Source organism: Streptomyces sp. NPDC003247, from assembly GCF_042888135.1.
Taxonomy (GTDB): Bacteria; Actinomycetota; Actinomycetes; order Streptomycetales; family Streptomycetaceae; genus Streptomyces.
The window spans coordinates 28002-48066 of record NZ_JBIAPF010000016.1; the positions used below are offsets into that span (position 1 = coordinate 28002).

General features: G+C 73.4%; 20 protein-coding genes. 4 read left to right on the forward strand and 16 right to left on the reverse strand.

The features are described 5' to 3' along the window. Nucleotides 1–24: 24 nt before the first annotated feature. Nucleotides 25–1020, reverse strand: coding sequence for an alpha/beta fold hydrolase (locus tag ACFYWQ_RS37445; protein ID WP_389523247.1), 996 nt, complete (start codon nt 1018–1020; stop codon nt 25–27). Nucleotides 1021–1208: 188 nt separating this feature from the next. On the opposite strand from ACFYWQ_RS37445, the gene ACFYWQ_RS37450 reads away from it, so the two are divergent. Then, nucleotides 1209–1949, forward strand: a complete 741-nt coding sequence (locus tag ACFYWQ_RS37450; RefSeq protein ID WP_389523250.1) for a GntR family transcriptional regulator — start codon at nt 1209–1211, stop codon at nt 1947–1949. An 18-nt stretch (nt 1950–1967) separates the two neighbouring features. On the opposite strand, the gene ACFYWQ_RS37455 is transcribed toward ACFYWQ_RS37450, so the two are convergent. Continuing rightward, entirely contained in the window at nt 1968–2774 is an 807-nt protein-coding gene (locus ACFYWQ_RS37455) for an SDR family NAD(P)-dependent oxidoreductase (RefSeq protein WP_389523253.1), read from the reverse strand. 209 nt (nt 2775–2983) lie between these two features. On the opposite strand from ACFYWQ_RS37455, the gene ACFYWQ_RS37460 reads away from it, so the two are divergent. Beyond that, a complete protein-coding gene (locus tag ACFYWQ_RS37460; RefSeq protein WP_389523256.1) occupies nt 2984–4147 on the forward strand; it encodes an FG-GAP repeat domain-containing protein in 1164 nt (387 codons plus the stop codon). 27 nt (nt 4148–4174) lie between these two features. Here the strand turns inward: ACFYWQ_RS37460 and ACFYWQ_RS37465 are convergent, their stop codons facing one another. From ACFYWQ_RS37465 to ACFYWQ_RS37485, 5 genes are read right to left on the reverse strand one after another with little or no spacing between them, the layout of a single operon-like run. Then, nucleotides 4175–4705 (reverse strand): carboxymuconolactone decarboxylase family protein, encoded by a 531-nt coding sequence (locus ACFYWQ_RS37465; protein ID WP_389523259.1) that lies wholly within the window; start codon nt 4703–4705, stop codon nt 4175–4177. A gap of 37 nt (nt 4706–4742) precedes the next feature. Then, a complete protein-coding gene (locus tag ACFYWQ_RS37470; RefSeq protein ID WP_389523262.1) occupies nt 4743–6170 on the reverse strand; it encodes a carboxylesterase/lipase family protein in 1428 nt (475 codons plus the stop codon). After that, nucleotides 6167–7390, reverse strand: coding sequence for an amidohydrolase family protein (locus ACFYWQ_RS37475; protein WP_389523265.1), 1224 nt, complete (start codon nt 7388–7390; stop codon nt 6167–6169). The genes ACFYWQ_RS37470 and ACFYWQ_RS37475 overlap by 4 nt, the downstream gene beginning before the upstream one ends. Next, nucleotides 7387–8220: a fumarylacetoacetate hydrolase family protein gene (locus ACFYWQ_RS37480; RefSeq protein ID WP_389523267.1), complete on the reverse strand. Its 834-nt coding sequence runs from the start codon at nt 8218–8220 to the stop codon at nt 7387–7389. Before ACFYWQ_RS37480 ends, ACFYWQ_RS37475 begins: the two co-directional genes overlap by 4 nt. A 4-nt stretch (nt 8221–8224) precedes the next feature. After that, nucleotides 8225–9097 carry a fumarylacetoacetate hydrolase family protein gene (locus ACFYWQ_RS37485; RefSeq protein WP_389523270.1) on the reverse strand — a complete coding sequence of 291 codons (873 nt, stop codon included), beginning with the start codon at nt 9095–9097 and terminating at the stop codon, nt 8225–8227. A gap of 108 nt (nt 9098–9205) precedes the next feature. Between ACFYWQ_RS37485 and ACFYWQ_RS37490 the strand changes: the two genes are divergently transcribed. After that, the gene (locus tag ACFYWQ_RS37490) at nt 9206–9967 is read left to right on the forward strand and encodes an SDR family NAD(P)-dependent oxidoreductase (RefSeq protein ID WP_389523273.1); all 762 of its coding nucleotides are present in this window, start codon (nt 9206–9208) and stop codon (nt 9965–9967) included. 39 nt (nt 9968–10006) lie between these two features. Further along, nucleotides 10007–10786 (forward strand): SDR family NAD(P)-dependent oxidoreductase, encoded by a 780-nt coding sequence (locus tag ACFYWQ_RS37495; RefSeq protein WP_389523275.1) that lies wholly within the window; start codon nt 10007–10009, stop codon nt 10784–10786. 149 nt (nt 10787–10935) lie between these two features. Here the strand turns inward: ACFYWQ_RS37495 and ACFYWQ_RS37500 are convergent, their stop codons facing one another. The 9 genes from ACFYWQ_RS37500 to ACFYWQ_RS37540 form a co-directional block, all read right to left on the reverse strand. Beyond that, entirely contained in the window at nt 10936–11340 is a 405-nt protein-coding gene (locus ACFYWQ_RS37500; RefSeq protein ID WP_389523278.1) for a VOC family protein, read from the reverse strand. 3 nt (nt 11341–11343) lie between these two features. After that, nucleotides 11344–12243: an ABC transporter ATP-binding protein gene (locus tag ACFYWQ_RS37505; protein ID WP_389523282.1), complete on the reverse strand. Its 900-nt coding sequence runs from the start codon at nt 12241–12243 to the stop codon at nt 11344–11346. Beyond that, a complete protein-coding gene (locus ACFYWQ_RS37510) occupies nt 12228–13058 on the reverse strand; it encodes an ABC transporter permease (protein WP_389523285.1) in 831 nt (276 codons plus the stop codon). Before ACFYWQ_RS37510 ends, ACFYWQ_RS37505 begins: the two co-directional genes overlap by 16 nt. Nucleotides 13059–13072: 14 nt before the next feature. Further along, entirely contained in the window at nt 13073–13915 is an 843-nt protein-coding gene (locus ACFYWQ_RS37515) for an ABC transporter permease (protein ID WP_389523288.1), read from the reverse strand. A 21-nt stretch (nt 13916–13936) separates the two neighbouring features. Continuing rightward, complete coding sequence (locus ACFYWQ_RS37520; RefSeq protein ID WP_389523290.1) at nt 13937–14959, reverse strand: ABC transporter substrate-binding protein; 1023 nt, start codon at nt 14957–14959, stop codon at nt 13937–13939. 130 nt (nt 14960–15089) lie between these two features. Further along, the gene (locus ACFYWQ_RS37525) at nt 15090–16478 is read right to left on the reverse strand and encodes an FAD-binding oxidoreductase (protein ID WP_389523292.1); all 1389 of its coding nucleotides are present in this window, start codon (nt 16476–16478) and stop codon (nt 15090–15092) included. A 99-nt stretch (nt 16479–16577) separates the two neighbouring features. Further along, a complete protein-coding gene (locus ACFYWQ_RS37530) occupies nt 16578–17951 on the reverse strand; it encodes an FAD-binding oxidoreductase (protein WP_389523294.1) in 1374 nt (457 codons plus the stop codon). Further along, nucleotides 17948–18913, reverse strand: a complete 966-nt coding sequence (locus ACFYWQ_RS37535) for an amidohydrolase family protein (RefSeq protein ID WP_389523297.1) — start codon at nt 18911–18913, stop codon at nt 17948–17950. Before ACFYWQ_RS37535 ends, ACFYWQ_RS37530 begins: the two co-directional genes overlap by 4 nt. Next, nucleotides 18906–19730, reverse strand: a complete 825-nt coding sequence (locus ACFYWQ_RS37540) for an SDR family NAD(P)-dependent oxidoreductase (protein ID WP_389523299.1) — start codon at nt 19728–19730, stop codon at nt 18906–18908. The genes ACFYWQ_RS37535 and ACFYWQ_RS37540 overlap by 8 nt, the downstream gene beginning before the upstream one ends. Nucleotides 19731–20065 lie beyond the last annotated feature (335 nt).

Below are 20065 nucleotides of genomic sequence, written 5' to 3' on the forward strand. Positions count from 1 at the left end.
CTGCCGACGGGTCACTGCCGACGGTCACCGCCGTCGGGCGCCGTGCCGCCGGAGGAACGCGATCAGCAGGCGGTTCCACGCGGCGGGCTGCTCCCAGTGCGGGTTGTGCCCCGCCTCCGCCACGACATGGGTCCGCTCCGCCCTGAGGTGCTGGGCGTTGAGCCGCATGATCGAGGGCGGGCTGTAGAGGTCTCCGTCGCCGGTGACGAGCTGCACCGGAAGCGTCAGTGTCTCCAGTGCCGCCCAGGTGACGGTGTGCGCCAGGGACTGCGGGAAGGCGTCCGCGGTGCGCGCCCGGGCGTTGACGGCCAGCCAGGCCGCCACCCCGTCCGGATCGCCGCCCCGGTAGGAGGGACCCAGTTCCTTCACGGCCACGGGCAGGTCGCCGAACGGGTCGGGCTGGAGTGCCTCGGTCAGTTCGAGGTAGGCGGCGTCCTGGACGCCCATGATGCTGCCGGACACGGTCAGGCTGAGCAGCCGGTCCTCGTACCCCAGCGCGTAGTCCAGCGCCACCGGGCCGCCGGCGGCCGAGCCGGAGAGGTGGAAGCGGTCCAGCCCGAGGTGGTCGGCGAGCGTGTCGAGGTCCCCGGAGGCGGTGTCGGCCTCCGCCCTGGTGCCCGCCACGGAGCGGTACGCGCCCCGCCGCGAGTAGCCGATGACGCGGTATCCGGCCGCCGCCAGCACGGGCTGCTGGTACGGCCAGCTCTCGCCGCTTCCCGAGCCGGGGTGCAGCAGCACGACCGGCTCGCCGTCACCGCCGGTGTCCCAGCACCACAGGCTGCCGCCGCCGGCCACGGGCACCTGGTACTCGGTCACCGGGCGCTGCTCGGGCAGCGGCACGGGCTCCCAGGGAAGCCCGGTGCCGGCCGTGTCGGCCGCGTCGGTGGGCGCGGCGACGGCGGTGCCCGCCGCGGCGCCGGTCGCCGTCAGCGCGGCCAGGGCGGCGCCGCCGACCACGGCGCGTCGGCTGAGCGCCGACGGCGTCCCGTGGTCGTCGCGCATTCTCTTCGCTCTCTTCATTCTTTTTCCTCCCATACCTCGGGGTGGGCGGAGCGCGGGGGGCGGTCCGCCGGGCTTTTCCCGCCGGGTGTCGACAGGGGGTGGGCGAACACCGCGGGATGCCCCTCGGGCATGCGGTAGTGTCGACACCGTTGGGTCACCTATGACACCCGGACCTGGCACTCGGACCGAACAGGGGGACGCGGCGCATGCCGGAACAGGACACGCACGTGGTGCTGGAGCGGCTGCTGCGGCTGCGGGACCGCCGCGAGCCGCTGGTGGCGCAGATCGCCGAGTGGGTCGGCGCCGGCATCATCGAGGGCCGGCTGGAGCCGGGGCAGGACCTCAACAGCGTCGAGCTCTCCCGCCGGTTCGACACCAGCCGCACCCCCGTGCGCGAGGCCCTGATGCTCCTGGAGCAGGAGGGCCTGGTCGAGATGAAGGCGCGGCGCCGCCCCCGGGTCGCCGCCCCCTCCCTCACGGACATCCGCGACATCTACCAGGTGCGCCGGCACCTGCTGGCGATGCTGGCGGGCCTGCTGGTCGAGCGGGCCACCGACGAGGAGCTGGCCGAGCTGCGCGGCCGGGTCGAGACGATGCGGCAGCTCGCGGACGCCGGTGACGTGGACGCGTACTTCTGGAGCCATGTCCAGCTCCAGGAGCGGATGACGGAGATCGTCCAGAACGCCACGCTCAAGCAGATCCTGGACTCCCTCGCCCTGCGGACCCTGATGCTGCGCCACCTGAGCCTGACCCGTCCCGGCCGGCTGGCCTACAGCGTGGACGACCAGGAGCGGCTGATCCAGGCCTGCGAGGAACGCGACGGGGAGCTCGCCTCCGCGCTGATCGCCGGTGCGACCGTGCGCGCCCTGCGTTCCGCGGAGGAGCAGATCGAGCAGGATGCCGCGGGCAGCCGCAAACCCGCGCGCAGGCGGCGGCCCACCGCCTGAACGGGCCCTGCCGCCCGCCTACTTGGCCAGCACTCCGCCGTCCACGGGGAAGTTGCCGCCCGTCACCCACGTCGACTCGTCGGAGACGAGGTAGACCGCGCACCAGGCGATGTCCTCGGGCCGGCCGACCCGTCCCAGCGGGATGCGGGCGAGCAGCGCCTCGCGGGCGGCGCCCTCGTGGGCGCCCGCCGACTCCGTGGCGGGGGTGCGGACCATCCCGGGCGAGATGGTGTTCGCCCGGATCCCCAGCGGCCCGCCCTCCACCGCGAGCTGACGGGTCAGCCCGAGCACGGCGGCCTTGCCCGCGCAGTGCGCGACCATGCCGAAGGTGCCGCTGCCGCGGAAGGCGTTGACCGAGGCGAAGTTGACGACCGAGCCGCCGCCGGAGGCCCGCAGGTGCGGCCAGGCGGCCTGCACGGGCAGGAAGACGACGTCCACCTCGCCCCGCATGGTCGGGGTCCACTGCACGTCGAAGTCCATCTCCTCGGCCGTGGCCATGTGCGGGGCGATGGCTCCCGCGGTGACGAGGGCGTCGATCCGGCCGTGCCGTGCGAACGCCTCGTCGGCGAAGCGCCGGGCGTCGGCGGGGTCGGTCATGTCCAGCGGCGCGAGCACGTCGACGGCGAGACCGCGGTCGGCGGCGAGCTTGCGGGTGTGCTCGGCGGCGGCCGGATCGATGTCACAGCCGACGACGGTCGCGCCCTGCTCGGCGAAGAGCAGCGCGCAGCCCTGGCCGATGCCGGCGCCTGCGCCGGTGACGAGGGCGACCTTGCCGGAGAGCCGGCCGGTGCCGGGCGCCGGGGCGGGCTGGGTTTCGGTCGTCACGGTGTCCTCCTGGGAGCGCTTGGTTCGGTGTGCTGGGTGCCGGGCACCGCCCGATGCGATCGGACCATGCCCCACCTTCCTAGTGTCGACACTATTGCTAGGTCAAGCTCTATGCAGCCTTAAAAAGGCTAAACTGTCGACAGATTGTCGGAGGATGAGGCATGCTCTCGCGGTGAACACGCCGCACGTCCGCCCCGGGAGGGAACCGTATGAAGCACAACCGCAGGTACCGCGTCGCCGTGGCCGCGACCGCCGGGATGACCCTGGCGGTGGCCTCCACCGGCGTCGCCGCCGCGCACACCGGCCGTTCCGCCCACGCCTCCCACTGCACGGGCACGGTGGCGTACACACAGCTCGGTACCTCCGCGACGACCTCCACCAACCCCCGGCACGTGGTCTTCGCCGACCTCGACGGTGATGGCCGCCAGGACGTCGTGGCCTCCAACCTCGAAGGCGACTCGGTGACGGTGCTGCTCGGCCGGGGCGGCGGCACGTTCGCCCCGGGCAGCACCTACGCGGTCGGCTCCCACCCGTACCAGACGGTCATCGCCGACTTCGACGGCGACCACCGTCCCGACCTGGCCGCCACCGACTTCGGCGGCGCCCAGGTCAGCATCCTGCTGAACGACGGCGACGGCACCTTCGCCGCGGCCACGTCCCTGGACGTCGGCAGGGCACCGCGGGCGCTGGCCACCGGCGACCTCGACGGCGACGGCCACGCCGATCTCGTCGTGGGCGAACAGGGACCGAACGCGGTGCGCGTGCTGCTGGGCAAGGGCGACGGCACCTTCGACGACGAGGGCGACGTGGCGACCGTCAGCTCGCCGCACGGGGTCGTCGTCGCCGACTTCGACGGCGACGGCGCGGCGGACGTCGCCACCGCGAGCGCCGGCAGCTCCGGGGTGAGCGTGCTGCTCGGCGACGGCAGCGGAGGACTCGGTACCCGGGTCGACCTCCCGGCCGCCGCCCGCCTCTACTCCCTGGCCGAGGGCGACTTCAACGGCGACGGCGCCGTCGACCTGGCCACCGTCAGCAACGACACCGACACCCTGGACGTGCTGCTCGGCAACGGCGACGGCACCTTCCAGGACGCCACCGCCCACACCACGCCCGCCCTGCCCGTCGCGGTCGGCTCCGCGGACCTCGACCGCGACGGCATCACGGACATCATGGTGTCCTCGCTGAAGGGGAACTCCGTCACCCTCTTCCGGGGCTCGGCCGACGGCACCGTCGGCGAGTCGGCCGAGCTCGCGGCGCCGGGCGCGTACGACGCCGCCGCGGCCGACCTGGACGGCAACCGCGTACCGGACATCGTGGTGGCGAACAGCACCGCCGGCCAGGTGGACGTGTTCAGGGGCCACTGCGGCGCATAGGTCCTGTCGGGCCCGGGGCCGGTGCGGTCACCGGCCCCCGGCCGACGCCGGCAGCTCCACGTCGAGGGCGACCAGGAAGCGGGACACCATGCTGTACGCGGCCACCGTGGCGGTCAGTTCGACGAGTTCCGGGGTGGTGAAGTCATCGCGTACCGCGTCGAAGACGGCGGTGGGGACGTGGACGTCCCGGGTCATGGCGTCGGTGTACGCGATGACCCGGCGCTGCCGTTCGTCGAGGGCCGGGTGGCTGCCCGCGTCCGTGCCGCGGAGCGCGTCGAACTGCCGGTCGCCGAGCCCGGCGGCGCGGGCGTCCGCCTCGTGGGCGGCCCACTCGTAGTCGGCCCGGTTGAGCACGGCGATCCTGAGGATCACCAGCTCGCGGATGTCGGCGGGCAGCTCGATGCGCTGCCGGATGGCGCCGAGCAGGCTGTTCCAGCCGGCCGCGAGCTGCGGGCTGTGCAGCAGCATCCGGTCCAGGGGGCGCAGGTCGCCCCCGCGCCGTTCGCGGATGCGGGCCGCGATGTCCCCGGCGCCGTCGGTACCCGGGAGTCGTGCCACGGGTCCTTCCTTTCTTGGGGTCATGGGGTGCGGCACGTCACGAGGGACGGACGGGGCCGCGCAGGACGTCCTGGCGCACGGTGTCGCCGAAGACCATGGCGGGTGTGTCGCCGGGTCCGGTGAACTCCGGCCAGGGCGGCAGTCCCCCGCCGTTGGGATCGCCCGAGGCGACGAAACGCGCCCAGGTGTCGGCCATGACGGCCGCCAGCCGCCGGTCGGTGTCCTGCCAGGGCCAGCCGGGGCGCCGCGTCAGGTTGTCCAGTACGTAGGGGAGTTCGGCGGTGTGGTACACGCCGAGGTCGGGCAGGCCGGGCGGCAGCGGGGGCCGCCGGGTGAAGCGGTACATCCAGGTGGGCGAGCCGGACGTGGCGCGGTGGGTGCGGGCCCAGTGCCATACGGGGCCCACGAACCGGGCGTCGCCGACGGCCTCGGCGTCCTGGTCGGGGGAGGCGTAGACGGTGCCCTCGTCCCGGTTGGTGCCGACCAGCAGCGGAACGCCGTGCTGGCGGCCGGCGGTGAACACGTCGTCGGTCGGCTCGGTCAGGATCCGGCCGTCGACGACCGGGCCGAAGTGACCGCGCACGATCAGCTCGACACCCGAGGTGCGGCGCAGCGCGCCGATGTCCCGGCCGCCGAATCCGTCCGCGTAGGCCAGGCCCTGCTTCTGGGCGTCGGCCTGGGCGGGCAGCGGCCCCTCGGCCCGGCCCACGCCCGAGGCGCTCTGTCCGATGGCGGCCCGGAAGAGCGGCCGGGCCTGCCGCGCGGCCATCAGGTGGCAGATGTGCGCGGCGCCCGCGGAGTTGCCCGCGAGGGTGACCCGGTCGGGGTCGCCGCCGAAGGCCGCGATGTTCTCGCGCACCCAGGCCAGGGCGGCGACGATGTCGAGCAGCCCGTAGTTGCCGGACGCGCCCGACTCGTCCTCGGCGGCCAGTCCGGGGTGGGCGAGGAAGCCGAGGGCGCCGAGGCGGTGGTTGAGGGTGACGACGACCAGGCCGCGGCCGGCCAGGGCACGGCCGTCGTGGATGTCCTGGGAGCCGTGTCCGTAGCGGTTGCCGCCGCCGTGGATCCAGACCATCACCGGCAGCCCGGTGCCCGGTGCGGGGTCGGGTGTCCACACGTTGAGGTAGAGGCAGTCCTCGCTCATCACCAGGGCCCGCCGGTCGGCGAAGTTGGTCCGGTACATGACCGAGTCGGCCGGCGGCTGCGGTTGCAGGGGCGCGGGCCCGAAGTCGTACGCGCGCCGTTCCCCCTCCCAGGGTGCGGCGGGCCGGGGTGGCCGCCAGCGCAGGTCGCCGACCGGGGGTGCGGCGAAGGGGACGCCACGGAACACGGCGACCGGTCCGTCCCACTCCCCCACCAGCCGTCCGGTGGCGGTGCGGGCCCGCGGGGCGGCCGCGCCGCCGCCGCGCACCCGGACCCGCGTCCCGCCCGCGTCCCCGCTTCCGTCCGCTGCCGGGGCCCTCACGCCGGTGCCTTGTGCAGTGTGCCGTCCTTCATGATCGCCGTCAGCCGGTCGCGGTCCTGGAGGATGCGGATGTCGTCCAGCGGATCACCGTCGACGAGGACCAGGTCGGCGAGGTATCCCTCCCTGACCAGGCCGAGTTCGTCGCCCATGCCCATCACCTGGCCGCCGTACAGCGTGGCGGCGCGCAGGGCCTCGGCGGGGGTGAAGCCGAACCAGTCGACGAAGAGTTCCAGGTCGCGGGCGTTGCGGCCGACCGGGTTCCAGGCGAAGCCGTAGTCCCCGCCGGGGACGACGCGGATGCCGCGCCGGACGAGTTCGGGGACGACCTGCTTCACCGACTTCTCGGTGGCCTCGACCTCCATGCCGGGCTCGGGCTCGCTGTCGGCCTCGTGCAGGTTGGCGAAGACGATGCCGGGGGTCGGGGCGACGAACAGCCGGTCGCGGGCCTCTTCCAGCAGGTCGAGGGCCTCCTCGTCGGCGAAGGTGCAGTGGTAGACGGCGCGGATGCCGTGCCGTACCGCCATCTTGATCGACTCGGCGGCGTGGGCGTGGGCGGTCAGCGCGACGCCGCGCTCGCGGGCGACGGCGGCGGCCGCCGCGACCTCCTCGTCGGTGAACTGCACGATCCGTGAGGTGCCCTGCACGACCGCGCTCTCGCCGGACAGGGACAGCTTGACGATGTCGACGCCCAGGTCGGCCATCTCCCCGACGAACCGGCTCACCGACTCCGGGTCGGAGGCCCGGCCGTCGACGCCGGGGAAGGTGTAGACCCCCTGCTCGCGCATGCCCGCGGTGCCCTCCCAGGAGGCGGCCTTGAAGCGCGGGCCGGGCATCCAGCCCTCCGCGAAGGCCTTGCGGGCGGCCGTCTCGGTGCGGGGCAGCCGGTTGCCGCCGGAGTAGGCGCTGGTGAAGCCGTGGTCGAGCAGGACACGGCCGGCGTGGGCCACCAGCAGGGCCTTCTCCTCGTCGGGCTCGTCCCGGCGGCGCGAGCGGTGCTCGACGGTGGAGCCGAAGCCGAGGTGGGTGTGGGAGTCGACCAGACCGGGGATGAGGGTGCCGCCACCGCCGTCCACGATCCGGGCGCCGGCCCGGCGGGCGGCGGGGATCCGAGGGGCGACGGTGGTGATGCGTTGGCCCTCGACGAGGACCTCGGCGGGGAAGGGGTCGCGTCCCGTGCCGTCGAAGACCCGGACTCCGGTGAAGAGGGTGGTGTCGTTCATGGTGCGCTCCTGAAGGTGTGCCGCATCTCGCCGAGGCCCGCGATCCGGCTGACCAGGGTGTCACCGGGACCTAGGAAGCGTTGGGGGGTGCGGCGGTTGCCGACGCCCGCGGGGGTGCCGGTGAAGATCAGGTCGCCGGGGCGCAGCGGACAGATCGCGCTGAGGTGGGCGACCAGCCTCGGCACCGGGAAGATCATGTTCGAGGTGCGGTCGTGCTGGACCACCTCCCCGTTGAGCTCGCAGGTGAGCTCCAGGTCGTCGCGGTCGGCCAGTTCGTCGACGCTCACCAGGGCGGGTCCCACCGGGCCGAAGCCCGGGAAGGACTTGCCCAGGGAGAACTGGGCGGGACGCCCGGCGAGCTGGACGATCCGCTCGGACAGGTCCTGGCCGACGGTGACCGCCGCGACCGGGTCCCAGCCGTTCTCCTCCGGGACCCGGTGGGCGTCGCGGCCGATGACGGCGACCATCTCCAGTTCCCAGTCGACGTGTCCGGGCGGCAGGTCGACGGTGGCGTACGGGCCGGTGAGGCAGGTGGGGAACTTGGTGAAGACCAGCGGCTCGGCCGGTTCCTCGTAGCCCGCCTCGGCGGTGTGGGGGCGGTAGTTGAGGGCGACCGCGAAGATCTGGCGCGGCTCGGGCACGGGTGCGCGCAGGTCGGACTCCTCGTACGGCACGGCCGTCGCCGGGTCGATCCCGGCGGACCAGCGCCGCAGGGCGTCCCACTGGGCGAAGAGCGCGGCGGGGTCGGCGTCGAAGCCGCCGGCGGCCACGTCGACGGCGCCGTCGCCGGTGAGCAGGGCCAGGCGGCCCGCGAGGTTGGCGATCCTCATGCCGTCACACCCAGTGTTCGGCGGGCGGTTCGGGCGTGCCGTGCGCGTCCTGCCAGGAGACGACGCGGTTGCGCAGCACGCCGAGTCCCTCGATCTCGGCCTCGACGACGTCGCCGGGCTTGAGGTAGTTCGCGAAGGGGTCCTCGGTGCTCGCCGCGACGCCGGCGACGGTGCCGGTGGTGATGATGTCGCCCGCGCTGTAGGTCTGCGGGGAGTGGTAGGCGACGAGCTGCGGGATCGACACGGACATGCGGGAGGTGTTCGACTTCTGCCGGACGTCGCCGTTGACCCGCAGTTCCATGTCCAGGTCGTGCGGGTCGCCGATCTCGTCGGCGGTGACGATGTACGGGCCGATCGGGCAGAAGGTGTCGATGGCCTTGGAGAAGGAGAAGACGCCGGACTCCATCTCGCGGCGCTGGATGTCGCGCGCGGTGATGTCGTTGAAGACCAGGTAGCCGGCGATGTGGTCGGCGGCCTGCTCGGCGGAGAAGAACCGGCCGGGCCTGCCGATGACGACGGCGAGTTCGAGCTCGTAGTCCATCTCCCGGGTGAGGTTCGCCGGGTAGACGATGGGGTCGTCGGGGCCGATGATCGCGTCGACGTTCTGGAAGAACACGATGCCCTTGTTGACCGGGTGCGACCAGTCGACGCGTTCCAGGTCCTCGTGGTGCTCGCGGAAGTTGCCGGCCGTGTGGAAGAACTTCTTGGGCACGATCGGCGCGCGCAGCCGGACGTCGGCCAGGGCGAACGTCCGCCCGGTCTCGCGGACCCGGCCGTCGCGCTCGAAGAACGCTCGGGTCGACGGCACGTCCAGTTCGACCACCGTGGCACCGTCCAGACGGCCCACGAGTCCTTCGTCGAACGTCACCAGTTTCATCAGACCTCCTCGTAACTGTCGACACTCACCCTGCATCTTCCCGTTATGGACGTCAAGAGGGCCGCAAAGTGTGGACACCTTGCGCGGTTGTCGATTACGGTCCCCGGCATGAAGACGATCTGGAACTTCACCGGCGCCCGCGCGCTCGTGGCCGGGGCCGGCGGGATCGGAAGCGCCGTGACCGAGGCCCTGGCGGACGCGGGGGCGGACGTGGTCGTGCTCGACCGCGACCCCGCGGGACTGGCCGGGCTCGCCCGCACCGGCTCGGACGAGGCGGGCGGCACGGTCCGCGGCCTGAGCGTGGACCTCACCTCGGCCGGCGCCTGCCGTGACGCCGTCGCGGACGCCGTGGGGTACCTCGGCGGGCTCGACGTCTTCGTGCACGCCGTCGGCGCCAACGACCGCCGGCCCGTGCTGGAGACGCCGGACGAGGTGTGGGAGCGGATCGTCGCGATCAACCTCAGCAGCGCGTTCTGGCTGGGCCGGGCGGTGGGTGACGTCATGGTGCCCGGCGGCTACGGCCGCGTCGTCTACCTCTCCTCCGTCTCCGGCCTGCTCGCCCACCGCGACCACGCGCCGTACGCCGCCACCAAGGGCGGCGTCAACCAGCTGATGCGGGTCATGGCCCGCGAGTGGGCGCCGCACGGCGTCACCGTCAACGCGGTCGCCCCCGGTTACACGGAGACCGACCTCACCCGCGCGTACCTCGCCAAGCCCGGTATGCGGGCCTCGATGGAGGCGCTGGTGCCGGCCGGGCGTCTCGGCCGGCCCGGCGACCTGGTGGGCCCCGCCCTGTTCCTCGCCTCCCCGGAGGCCGCCTTCGTCACCGGCCAGGTGCTGTACGCCGACGGCGGCCGGACCCTCGTCTGACCCTGAGGACCCTCCCCTCCCCCCTTCGAAGGAGTCGCCATGCCCCACCCCCAGCGTTTCACCGGAAAGACCGTGCTGGTCACCGGCGCCGGCACCGGTTTCGGCGCCGAGATCGCGGTCCGGGCCGCCCAGGAGGGCGCCGATGTCGCCGTCCACTACCGCAGTTCGCGCGCGGGCGCCGAGGCCACCGCCGAGCGGGTGGCCGCGCTGGGCCGCAAGGCCCTGGTCGTGCAGGCCGACATCGCCGAGCACGACCAGATCCGGCGGATGGCCGACGAGGTCTTCAGCGCGTTCGGCCGGCTCGACGTGGCGGTCAACAACGTCGGTGACGTGGCCCGGGAGCAGATGTCCTGGCGGGACCTGACCGAGGAGTCCGTCGACCACGTGCTCGCCGTCGACGTGAAGGGCACGCTGCTGTGCACGCACGAGTTCGGCGCGCGGATGCTGGAGCAGGAGGGGGGCGGGGCGATCGTCAACATCGGCTCCACGGTGGTGGCGCGCGGCAGCGCGCGGGCGCCGCAGTACGCGGCGGCGAAGTACGGGATCATCGGGCTGACCAAGTCGTACGCCCACGCCTTCGCCCCGGCCGTCCGGGTCAACGTCTTCGCCCCCGGGTTCATCGGGACGACGGCGACCCTGGGCCGCGAGGACTGGAAGGGCGGGCGCGGGGAGCAGTTGCGCAAGGCCACTCCGATGGGGCGCATCCCGGGACCGGAGGAACTGGCCGGGGCGGCGCTGTTCCTGGCCACCGAGGACGCGCACCACATCACGGGCGGGTTCCTCGTCGCCGACGGCGGCTACAACATGATCGGCGCCTGAGCGTCCGGGCCCGCGACGCCCCCGCACCGGTTCCCGGGCGGGGGCGTCCTCGCGCGTGCCCGCGTACGCCGTGCCCCGCGGGGTGACGGCACGCGCCGGAGGGCGGCCCCGCCAGGTGGTCGGGGCCGCCCTCCGGCGCGTGCCGTCGGTCAGGTGCGGTCGAGCAGTTCGATGAGGTTGCCGTAGGGGTCGGTGACGAAGGCCATGAGGGCGCCCGGGCGCGGGGCGGGACGCGGGGTCATGGCGATCCCCGCGCCGGCCGCGACGAGCCGGGTGAACTCCGCGGCCACGTCCTCGACGCACAGGCACATGTGCCCGAAGCCGTGCGTGGCCGCCGCCTCCAGCGGGCCGCCCGGCACCGGCCCCGGCCGGGCCGAGGGCCGGTGCAGCAGTTCGACGCGGTAACCGCTGGGGTGCAGGAGCATCACCCCGCGCAGGTCCGTGCCCGGCACGGCGAACACCGGGGCGGCCGTGAGGCCGAGGGCGGCGCGGTACCAGGAGGCGGCGGCCTCCAGGTCGGGCACCGAGATGCCCACGTGGTCGAAGCGCGTCACCGGTCAGCGCACCGCCCGCCCCGTCTTCTCCCGGCCCGCGTCCGGGCCGAGGGCGGCCGGTGCGTCGTCCTTTCCGGACGCCCGGTCGTGCCGTACCGGCGGTCCCGCGGGCGCCTGGGCCTCGCGGATCCGGGTGAGCACCCGGGTCCGCAGGTCGGTGAAGCGGGGGTCGGCACGGGTGGTGATCTGGTCCCGGTCGGTGCCGAGGCCGACGTCGAGGCTGTCGACGACCGTGGTCGGCCGGCCGCCGAGGACGACCACCCGGTCGCCCAGGTAGACGGCCTCGTCGATGTCGTGGGTGACGACGATCACGGTGATGCCGAGGTCGGCGCGGAGCGAGAGGGTGAGGTCCTCCAGGTCGAAGCGGGACTGGGCGTCGACCGACCCGAAGGGCTCGTCCATCAGCAGCACGGGCGCCTCGTAGGCGAGGCCGCGGGCGATGGCCACCCGCTGCTGCATACCGCCCGACAGCTGCCAGGGGTACTTGTCGCCGACGCCCGCCAGGCCGACGGCGTCCAGGCACTCCTCGGCCCGCCGGTTGCGCACGGCGCGCTTGACCCCCGTGCCCTCCAGGGGGAAGGCCACGTTGTCCCGGACCCGCATCCACGGCAGCAGCGATCCGCGGTAGTCCTGGAAGACGACCGCGATGTCGGCGTGCGGCCGGGTGAGCGGTTCGCCGCCGTAGCGGATCGTGCCGGAGGTGGGCCGGATCAGGCCGGACAGACAGCGCAGCAGGGTGGTCTTGCCCGCGCCGGACGGGCCGACGACACAGACCAGCTCGCCGGGGTCGACCCGCAGCGACAGGCCTTCGATCACCCGGTGCTCGTCCGCGCCGTGGCCGAACGTCTTGCCGACGTCCTCGACGACCAGGCTGGATCCGCCCGCCCTCATGTGTCGCTGCATGACGATGTGACCTCGTTCCGGGACGTGGTCCGCCGGGCGCGCGGCGGACGCTGGTGGTACCAGCCGAGCAGCAGGTGCTCGGCCGCGAGGAGGAGCACGCTCAGGCCGTAGCCGAGGATGCCGATCAGCACGGTGCCGGCCCAGGTCTCGGGGACGGCGAAGCTCGAACCGCTCTGGAGGATGAAGTTGCCGAGGCCCACCGGGGACCCATAGATCTCGCTGACCACCATGAGGACCACGGCGATCGACAGGGCGACGCGGACGCCGGCGAAGATCTGCGGCAGCGCGCCGGGCAGCACCACCTTCAGCAGCCGCAGCCGCCACGGGACGCGGTAGCTGCGCGCGGTCTCGTGCACGGCCGGGTTGATGCCGTGCACCCCGCTGACGGTGTTGAGCAGGATCGGCCAGAGCGAGCCGAGGGCGATCAGGAAGACCTTCGGGCCCGAGCCGATGCCGAGGGTCAGGATGATGACGGGGACGAACGCCACCGTCGGGGTGGCCCGCGCGAAGTCCAGCAGGGGGCCGGTCGCCTGCCGCAGCGGCTCGACCTCGCCGATGACGAGTCCGGCGCCCACGCCGACGACCGTGGCGACGGCCAGGCCGAGGGCGATGTTGCGCAGGGAGAACAGCAGGTCGCCGACGAGCGAGCCGTGCACCAGCTCCCGCCACAGGGTGGCGAGCACCTCGGTGGCCGGCGGGAAGTAGAAGCTGGTGTTGCCGGCCGTGGCGAGCAGCAGGACGGCGACGCACAGGACGGGCAGCCAGAGCTGCTTGAGCAGGGTCGCCGCGAGGGCGCGCGAGGAACGCGTGGACATGAAGCCTCCCCGCCTCAGTCGGTGTGCGCCGGGGGGCGCCAGCGCAGCAGGCGCCGTTCGGCGGACTGGGACAGCAGGGTGATCGACCAGCCGATCGCGCCCGCGGTGATGATGTACGCGTACGCCCGCGCCGCCGCGCCGCCCTGCTGCGCCTGGACGACCTCGTGGCCGATCCCCGGCAGCGTGGTGAGCACCTCGACGCCGATCGCCACGAGCACGGAGGTGGTCGCCGCCAGCCGCAGCCCGGTCATCACCGACGGGGTGGCGCTGGGCAGGATCACCTTGCGGAACCGCAGGTGCCGGGGGACGCGGTAGGCGTCCATCGTCTCCGCGATCATGGGGGTCACGGACCGGGCGCCGTACTGGGCCTGGAGGAACACGGGGAAGACGCAGGCGAGGAGGACGACCGTGGTCTTCATCGCCGGTGTCGACCCCAGCACCAGCAGGAACACCGGCAGCAGGGCGATCACCGGGAAGGACCGCAGGACGTCCACGAGCAGCCGCGACGACTGCTCGGCGGCCGCGTAGGTCCCCGTGACCAGGCCCAGCGGGACGCCGATCACGGCGGCGGCGGCGAAGCCCGTCACCGCGCCGTTCAGGGTGTCGCCCACCGCCTGCCAGTAGGCGGGGCTGCCGAGCAGTTCGGGGAACTGCCCGAACACCGCGGCCGGGCCGGGCAGCGCCGTGGCGCTCACCAGGCCGGCCGCCGCGAGCGCCGCCCAGAGGACCAGGACGGCCAGGAACGCGGAGAGCTGGAGCATCGGGAGCACCCGGCGCCCCGGACCGCCGGCGCCGGCGCGCCGCGCGGGGCGCTCCCGGTCCGGGGCCGGGCGCCGGCCCGTCGTGGTTGTGGCCATGGTGGTGTACCTCTGCCGTCGTCAGCCGCCGGACGTGACCGTCGGGGCCTTGTCCCAGTAGATGGCGTCGTCCTTGGGGGCGCTGCTGAGCAGTCCGTAGTCGTGCATCTTGGTGATGACGGTGCGCATCACGGTGGTGTCGATGTTCTTGTCGTAGTAGGCGATCTCGGAGTTCTCGATGTAGTCGGCGGACAGCTGGGTGTACTGCTTGTCGATCGCCTTGACCGCGTCGGGGTGCGCGTTGGCGTAGGTGATCGCCTTGGCTATGGCGGCGGTGAACTTCTGCGCCGTGGCTGTGTTCTCGGACAGGTACTCCTGGGTGGCGAAGAGCACGCCCTGGGTGATGCCGGGGAGGTCGTTCATCCCGTTGCCGATCGTGCGCAGGCCCGCCTGCTTGCCGGCCGCGTAGAAGGCGCCGAAGGAGTAGACGGCGTCGGTCTTGCCGGTGGTGGCGGCGTCGGTGAGGGAGGTGGTCGGCAGGGAGACGAACTTGACCTTGTCCGGGTCGCCGCCGTCCTTCTCGACGAGGTACTCGACGATGAACTGGATGGTGCCGCCGAGGGCGGACAGGCCCACGGTCTTGCCCTCCAGGTCGGCGAAGCCGGTGATGGAGCTGTCCTCCTTCACCAGCAGTCCGTCGGTGGGGTCGGTCTTCGTGGTGGCGGAGACCAGGCCGGTGGCGATGCGGATGGGCATGTTCTTAGCGGCCCCCTTGAGGAAGCCGGAGCTGTCGGTCATCGCGAACTGGGCCTCGCCGTTGAGGACGGACGGGGCGTTCTGCGAGGTGTCCTGGGCGCCCGCCTTGATGGTGACGTCGAGGCCCGCGTCCTCGAAGTAGCCCTGCTCCTCGGCGATGTACAGCGGCTCGAACAGGGCGCCGTTGGAGCGGAGCACGGTGATCTTCGCGGGGCCGTCGCCGCTGTCGGCGGACGTGGCGGTGTCCGCCGCGCCGCAGGCGGCGACCGGGGCGGTGACGGCGAGGGCCACGACGCCGACGGCGAGGCGGCGGAACGGGCTTCTCGGGCTTGTCGTGCTCTTCGGCATGAGGGGTGTGCTCCTTTGCACGGTGGTGGCGGCTCGCGCGGTGGTGGCGGTTCCGCACGGAGGCGGCGGCCGCGTTACGGAAGTGGCGGCTTCGCTGCGGCGGTGGTGCCGCGGTGGGGGCCCTGCGGCCCTACGGGCGGGCGGCGGCCGCGTAGGCGGTGGTGGACTCGGCCGGGGTCATGTAGGTGCGGAAGATCCCGTCGGGGTCGTACACGCCGCGGATCTTCTCCAGCCGTTCGGCGTTCTCGGCGCTGAGGCCGAGGTCGGGGCGGTCGGCGAGGTTGTTGTCGGAGAACTGGAGTCCCTTGGACAGGTGCTGGACGGCGGCCAGGGAACCGTGCACCCAGTTCTCGTGCCGCAGGTCGTCGGCCGGGTCGCTCCAGCCGGCGTTGGGCGAGAGGTAGGCCTTGGCCTGCGCGGACCAGCAGGCGTCGGGACGCGGCGGGTAGTGCCCCCACAACATCCACAGCACGAAGGCGGTCCCGTCGGGGGTGCCGTCCAGCACCGGCCGGGCGGCGCGGAGGATCTCGTCGGCGGAGCCGTCGGCCCAGACGCCGTCCACGGCCCAGCGCAGCCCCTCGGGGTTGAGCCGGTCGGCGATGTCGTACAGCTCCTCGATGGTGGTGGGCTCGTTCGTCACGGCCTTCAGGGCCCGGTCGCGGAAGGGCGCGTCCTCCAGGGGTGCCAGTGCCTCCGGGCCGTGTTCGGGGGTGCAGAAGGCGGTGGCGGTGAGGGAGACGGCGGGGGCGCCGAGGCCGGGGGTGAAGCCGGCCTTGGCGGAGAACTCCACGGTGGTGGGCAGCCGCTCCAGGAGGTCGTAGGACCAGGCGAGCACCTCGTCGCGGAGGGCGAGGGGGTAGCTGTGCACGGTCCGCCTGATCTCGGTCGGGCGGTCGTGCACGGCGAGGTGGAAGCGGGTGACGACGCCGAAGAACCCGGGACCGCTGCCCCGGGCCGCCCACAGCAGATCGGGGTGGGTCTCGTCGGTGGCGTGGACCAGGGTGCCGTCGGCGAGGACCACGTCGATCGCGCGGATGCTCAGACAGGCCGGCCCGAGGTGCCGGGAGTTCCAGCCGTAGCCGCCGCCGAGGATGAAGCCTCCGATGCCCACGGTGGGGGCGTGGCCGGTCGGGAAGAACAGGCCGTGCGGGGCGAGGGCCCGCTGGATCGCGGGTCCCTTGGCGGACGGCTGGACGGCGGCGGTGCGGGTGCGCGGGTCGACGGTGATGTCCTGGAGGCGCGAGAGGTCGACCAGCAGACCGCCGTCGCGCACGCCGTTGCCGACCCAGCTGTGCCCTCCGGAGCGGACGGAGACCCGCAGGCCCTCGGCCCTGGCGAGCCGTACGGCCGCGACGACGTCCTGCTCGTCCTCGGCGACGACGATGACGTCGGGGAACCGGTCCGGTTTGCGCTCGTTCCACACGGCGTCGAGGCGGGCCCTCTCATAGCTCGCATCGCCACGCCGGATGACAGGTCCGCGCGGGGAGTGGGCAGGATGGGGATCGGGCGTCCTGGACAAGTGCGGCTCCTTGGGTGGTGCAGACATTCGGAACGGTACTGTCGACACAAATTGAGGGTCAAGGGGCTGTACGCCGCCCATTTGGCCTTTCTGTCGACACTAGGCCGGTGTGTTGAGGCGCCGGTGTACGGCGAGGGCCGTGGTGGACTCCTCGGGGGACAGATAGGCGCGGAACAGCCCCTGCGGGTCGTACCGGCGCCGCAGCTCCTCCAGCCGCGCCGCCCGGTCCGGCTCCAGCCCGTGGTCGGGCCGGTCGGCGGGGTTGGCGTCGGCGAACTGAGTGCCCTGGGCGACCGGGGCCATCGCCCGCAGCGCGTCGTGCGCCCAGGTCTCGTGGCGCAGGTCGTCGGCGGGGTCGTCCCACACCGCGTTCGGCGAGAAGTACAGCCGGTCCTGGGTGGACCAGCAGGCGTTCTCCCGGGTGGCCTGGCCGCCCCACAGCATCCAGAGCAGGAAGCTGTCCGGGCCCGGCAGGGAGTCCAGCACGTCGCGGCCGGCGTCCAGCACACGGTCCACCGGCGCGCCCGTCCACACCCCGTCCACGGCGTAGCGCCGGCCCCGCGGGGTCAGGGCGTCGGAGAGGGCGTACAGGTCGTCCAGGGTCGAGGGCGCCCGCTGGGTCCCGCGCAGGGCGTGGTGGAGGAACGGCGCCTTCTCCAGGGGCTCCAGCATCTCCGGCCCGTGCCCGGGGGTGCAGAAGGCGGCGGCAGTGATCATCGTGGTGGGGCGCGGCACGCCCGGGGTGAAGGCGACCTTCGCCGACAGCTCCAGGGAGTCCGCGAGCGCCGGGACGGTCTCGTAGGTCCAGGCCAGCACCTCGTCGCGCAGTTCGTACGGGAAGACGTACGCGCTGCGCAGGATGCGGTCGTACGCCGGGTACACCCGCAGGTGGAAGCGGGTCACCACGGCGAAGAAGCCGGGCCCGGAACCGCGCACCGCCCACATGAGGTCGGGATGGGTCTCGTCGGTGGCGTGCACCAGGGTGCCGTCGGCCAGGACGGCGTCGACCGCCTCCACGCTGAAGCAGGCCGGCCCGAGGTGCCGGGAGTTCCAGCCGTAGCCGCCGCCGATCAGGAATCCGCCCACGCCGACGGACGGGCAGTGGCCGCTGGGGAAGACCAGGCCCTCGGCGTCGAGCAGCGCGTTGAGGCGGGACCCCTGGACGGCGGGCCGGACGGTGGCGCGGCGGCGGGGGGCGTCCACGACGACCTCGTCGAGGGCGGAGAGGTCGATCAGCAGACCGCCGTCGCGCACGCCGTTGCCGATCCAGCTGTGCCCTCCGGAGCGGACGGAGACCCGCAGCCCGCGGCCGGCGGCCCAGCGCACGCCCTCCTGGACGTCCCGGTCGGAGGCGGCGAGGAGGATGGCGTCGGGGTGACGGTCGGGCTTGCGCTCGTTCCAGACGGCGCCGAGCCGGGCGTCCTCGTAGCCGGGGGCGCCCCGGGTGAGGAAGGTGCCGTCGAAGAGGGTCATGTCCGCTCCTCGGGACGTGCGGGGGATTCGAAGGACTCGGAGGGTCCGGGAAGTACGGGCGGGAAGTCGAAGAGGTCGGCCGGGTTGTCGACCATGAGGCGGCGCAGCAGGACGGGGTCGGGGGCGAGGTCGGCCAGCAGGTCCACCAGGAGTCCGTCGTCGGGGGCGGCGCCGTCGATGTTCACGTGCGGGTAGTCGGTGCCCCACACGACCCGCTCGGGCGCGTGCGCCACGAACGACGCGGCCAGCGCCACGGCGTCCGCGTAGGGCGGCCCCTGCCGGGAGACCCGGTCCACGCCGCTCACCTTGAGCCAGACGTCACCGGTGTCGAGGAGGGAGCGCAGGCTGCGCAGGGCGGGGCTGCGCGGCCCTTCCGCGAGGTCGACCCGGGCGAGATGGTCGACGATCACGCGGCCGGGCAGGGAGCGGATCAGGGACTCGTGGGCGACGACCTCGGCGCCGGTGAGGTGGAGTTCGACGGCCCAGCCGAGGCCGTCGACGCGCTCCAGCACCGAGTCGATCTCCTGGCGGGTGGGCGCGGTGCGCAGGTGCGGCAGGAAGTTGAGGCGGAAGCCGCGGACTCCGGCGCGGTGCAGCCGTTCGATCTCCGCCCGGGTGGTCCGCTCGCCGATCAGGGCGACCCCGCGCAGCCGGCCCCGGCCGGCCGTCAGGGCGTCCAGGAGTGTCCGGTGGTCGGAGCCGTTGCAGGACGACTGGACGACCACCGCCCGGGTCAGGCCGAGGTGGGCGTGGAGGGCGGCGATCTGCTCCTTGGGGGCGTCGACCGGGGTGAAGGTGCGCTCCGGGGCGTACGGGAAGACGGCGGCCGGGCCGAGGATGTGGCAGTGCGCGTCGCAACTGCCGGGCGGCAGCGCCAGCGTGGGTCTGCGGGGCGCCGGGTGCGGAGGCGGGCAGCCCGGCGAGGGGGCCGAGCGGGCCGTGTGGAGGGCGGGTTCAGTCACAGCGCGCCGTCATTCCGCCGTCGACGACGATCTCCGTACCGGTGACGAAGCGGGCCTCCTCGGACGCCAGGAAGAGCGCCGCGTACGCGGTGTCCCGGCCGTCGCCCATGAAGCCGAGCGGGATGCGGGCCTGCCGCTGGGCGAGGAGCCGGTCCACGTCGCCGCCGGCGCGCTGGTGGGCGAGGCGCGCCTCGACCATGGGGGTGTGCAGTTGCCCGGGGACGACGGTGTTCACCCGGATGTTGTCGGGGGCGTACTGGACGGCGGTGACGCGGGACATCTGGATGACCGCGGCCTTGGCCGCCGCGTAGCCCACCTGTGCGGCGCCGGTCCAGCGCAGGCCGGACGCCGAGGCGGTGTTGACGATCGCTCCCCCACCGCCGCGCCGCATGACCGGGACGACGTGCTTGCAGGCCAGGAAGGCGCTGGTGAGGTTGGTGCGCAGCTGGCCGTCCCAGTCCTCCAGGGACAGTTCGGCCGCTCCGCCGGCCCGGGAGCCGCCGACGTTGTTGACGAGGATGTCGATGCGGCCGGCCTGCCGCTCGGTCCGTGCGAAGAAGGCCTCGACGGCGTCCGGTTCGGTGACGTCGAGCAGGTGGGTGTGCGCGGTGCCGCCCTCCTGCCGGATCTGCTCGGCGGTGACCTCCAGGGACTCCTCGTCCCGGTCGGTCAGGTGCACGGTGGCGCCCTCGCGGGCGAAGACGACGGCGGTGGCGCGGCCGTTGCCCCAGCCGGGGCCGACGCTGCCGGCGCCGCTGACGACGGCGATGCGCCCGGCCAGACGGCCGGGGCGTGCGGGGGGCACGTCCTGGGTCACGGGTGTCTCCTTGGTTCGGGCTGGGTCCGGGTGGGGGGTGAGGGGCCGGGCCGAGCGGGGGTGCGGGAGGCGCGCGGTCGACACCCGCGGGGGTCGCACGGCGCGTGAGGCGGGGTGGGGCGTCGGGCGGGGTCGTGCGTCGGGCGTCAGGCGCGGCACTCCGGGCGCGGGGCCCGGACGGGGCCTGGGGACCGTGCGACTGTCGACAGTCTCCCGTAGTGTCGACAGAAAGTAAACACCGAAGCGTGTTCACGCAGCTCAGTTACGACTCTCACTGATCAGATCCGGCATTAGTGTCGACAGCTGACGAGTGAGGGTGTTTGAATGGCACTCCG

What these genes read in the sequence shown, in the direction of transcription:
- ACFYWQ_RS37510 (WP_389523285.1), bottom strand. Translation starts at nt 13,058, where the DNA reads ATGTCCACGCGTTCCTCGCGCGCCCTCGCGGCGACCCTGCTCAAGCAG.
- ACFYWQ_RS37505 (WP_389523282.1), bottom strand. Translation starts at nt 12,243, where the DNA reads ATGCAGCGACACATGAGGGCGGGCGGATCCAGCCTGGTCGTCGAGGAC.
- ACFYWQ_RS37530 (WP_389523294.1), bottom strand. Translation starts at nt 17,951, where the DNA reads ATGACCCTCTTCGACGGCACCTTCCTCACCCGGGGCGCCCCCGGCTAC.
- ACFYWQ_RS37475 (WP_389523265.1), bottom strand. Translation starts at nt 7,390, where the DNA reads ATGAACGACACCACCCTCTTCACCGGAGTCCGGGTCTTCGACGGCACG.
- ACFYWQ_RS37445 (WP_389523247.1), bottom strand. Translation starts at nt 1,020, where the DNA reads ATGAAGAGAGCGAAGAGAATGCGCGACGACCACGGGACGCCGTCGGCG.
- ACFYWQ_RS37495 (WP_389523275.1), top strand. Translation starts at nt 10,007, where the DNA reads ATGCCCCACCCCCAGCGTTTCACCGGAAAGACCGTGCTGGTCACCGGC.
- ACFYWQ_RS37485 (WP_389523270.1), bottom strand. Translation starts at nt 9,097, where the DNA reads ATGAAACTGGTGACGTTCGACGAAGGACTCGTGGGCCGTCTGGACGGT.
- ACFYWQ_RS37515 (WP_389523288.1), bottom strand. Translation starts at nt 13,915, where the DNA reads ATGGCCACAACCACGACGGGCCGGCGCCCGGCCCCGGACCGGGAGCGC.
- ACFYWQ_RS37480 (WP_389523267.1), bottom strand. Translation starts at nt 8,220, where the DNA reads ATGAGGATCGCCAACCTCGCGGGCCGCCTGGCCCTGCTCACCGGCGAC.
- ACFYWQ_RS37520 (WP_389523290.1), bottom strand. Translation starts at nt 14,959, where the DNA reads ATGCCGAAGAGCACGACAAGCCCGAGAAGCCCGTTCCGCCGCCTCGCC.
- ACFYWQ_RS37460 (WP_389523256.1), top strand. Translation starts at nt 2,984, where the DNA reads ATGAAGCACAACCGCAGGTACCGCGTCGCCGTGGCCGCGACCGCCGGG.
- ACFYWQ_RS37490 (WP_389523273.1), top strand. Translation starts at nt 9,206, where the DNA reads ATGAAGACGATCTGGAACTTCACCGGCGCCCGCGCGCTCGTGGCCGGG.
- ACFYWQ_RS37450 (WP_389523250.1), top strand. Translation starts at nt 1,209, where the DNA reads ATGCCGGAACAGGACACGCACGTGGTGCTGGAGCGGCTGCTGCGGCTG.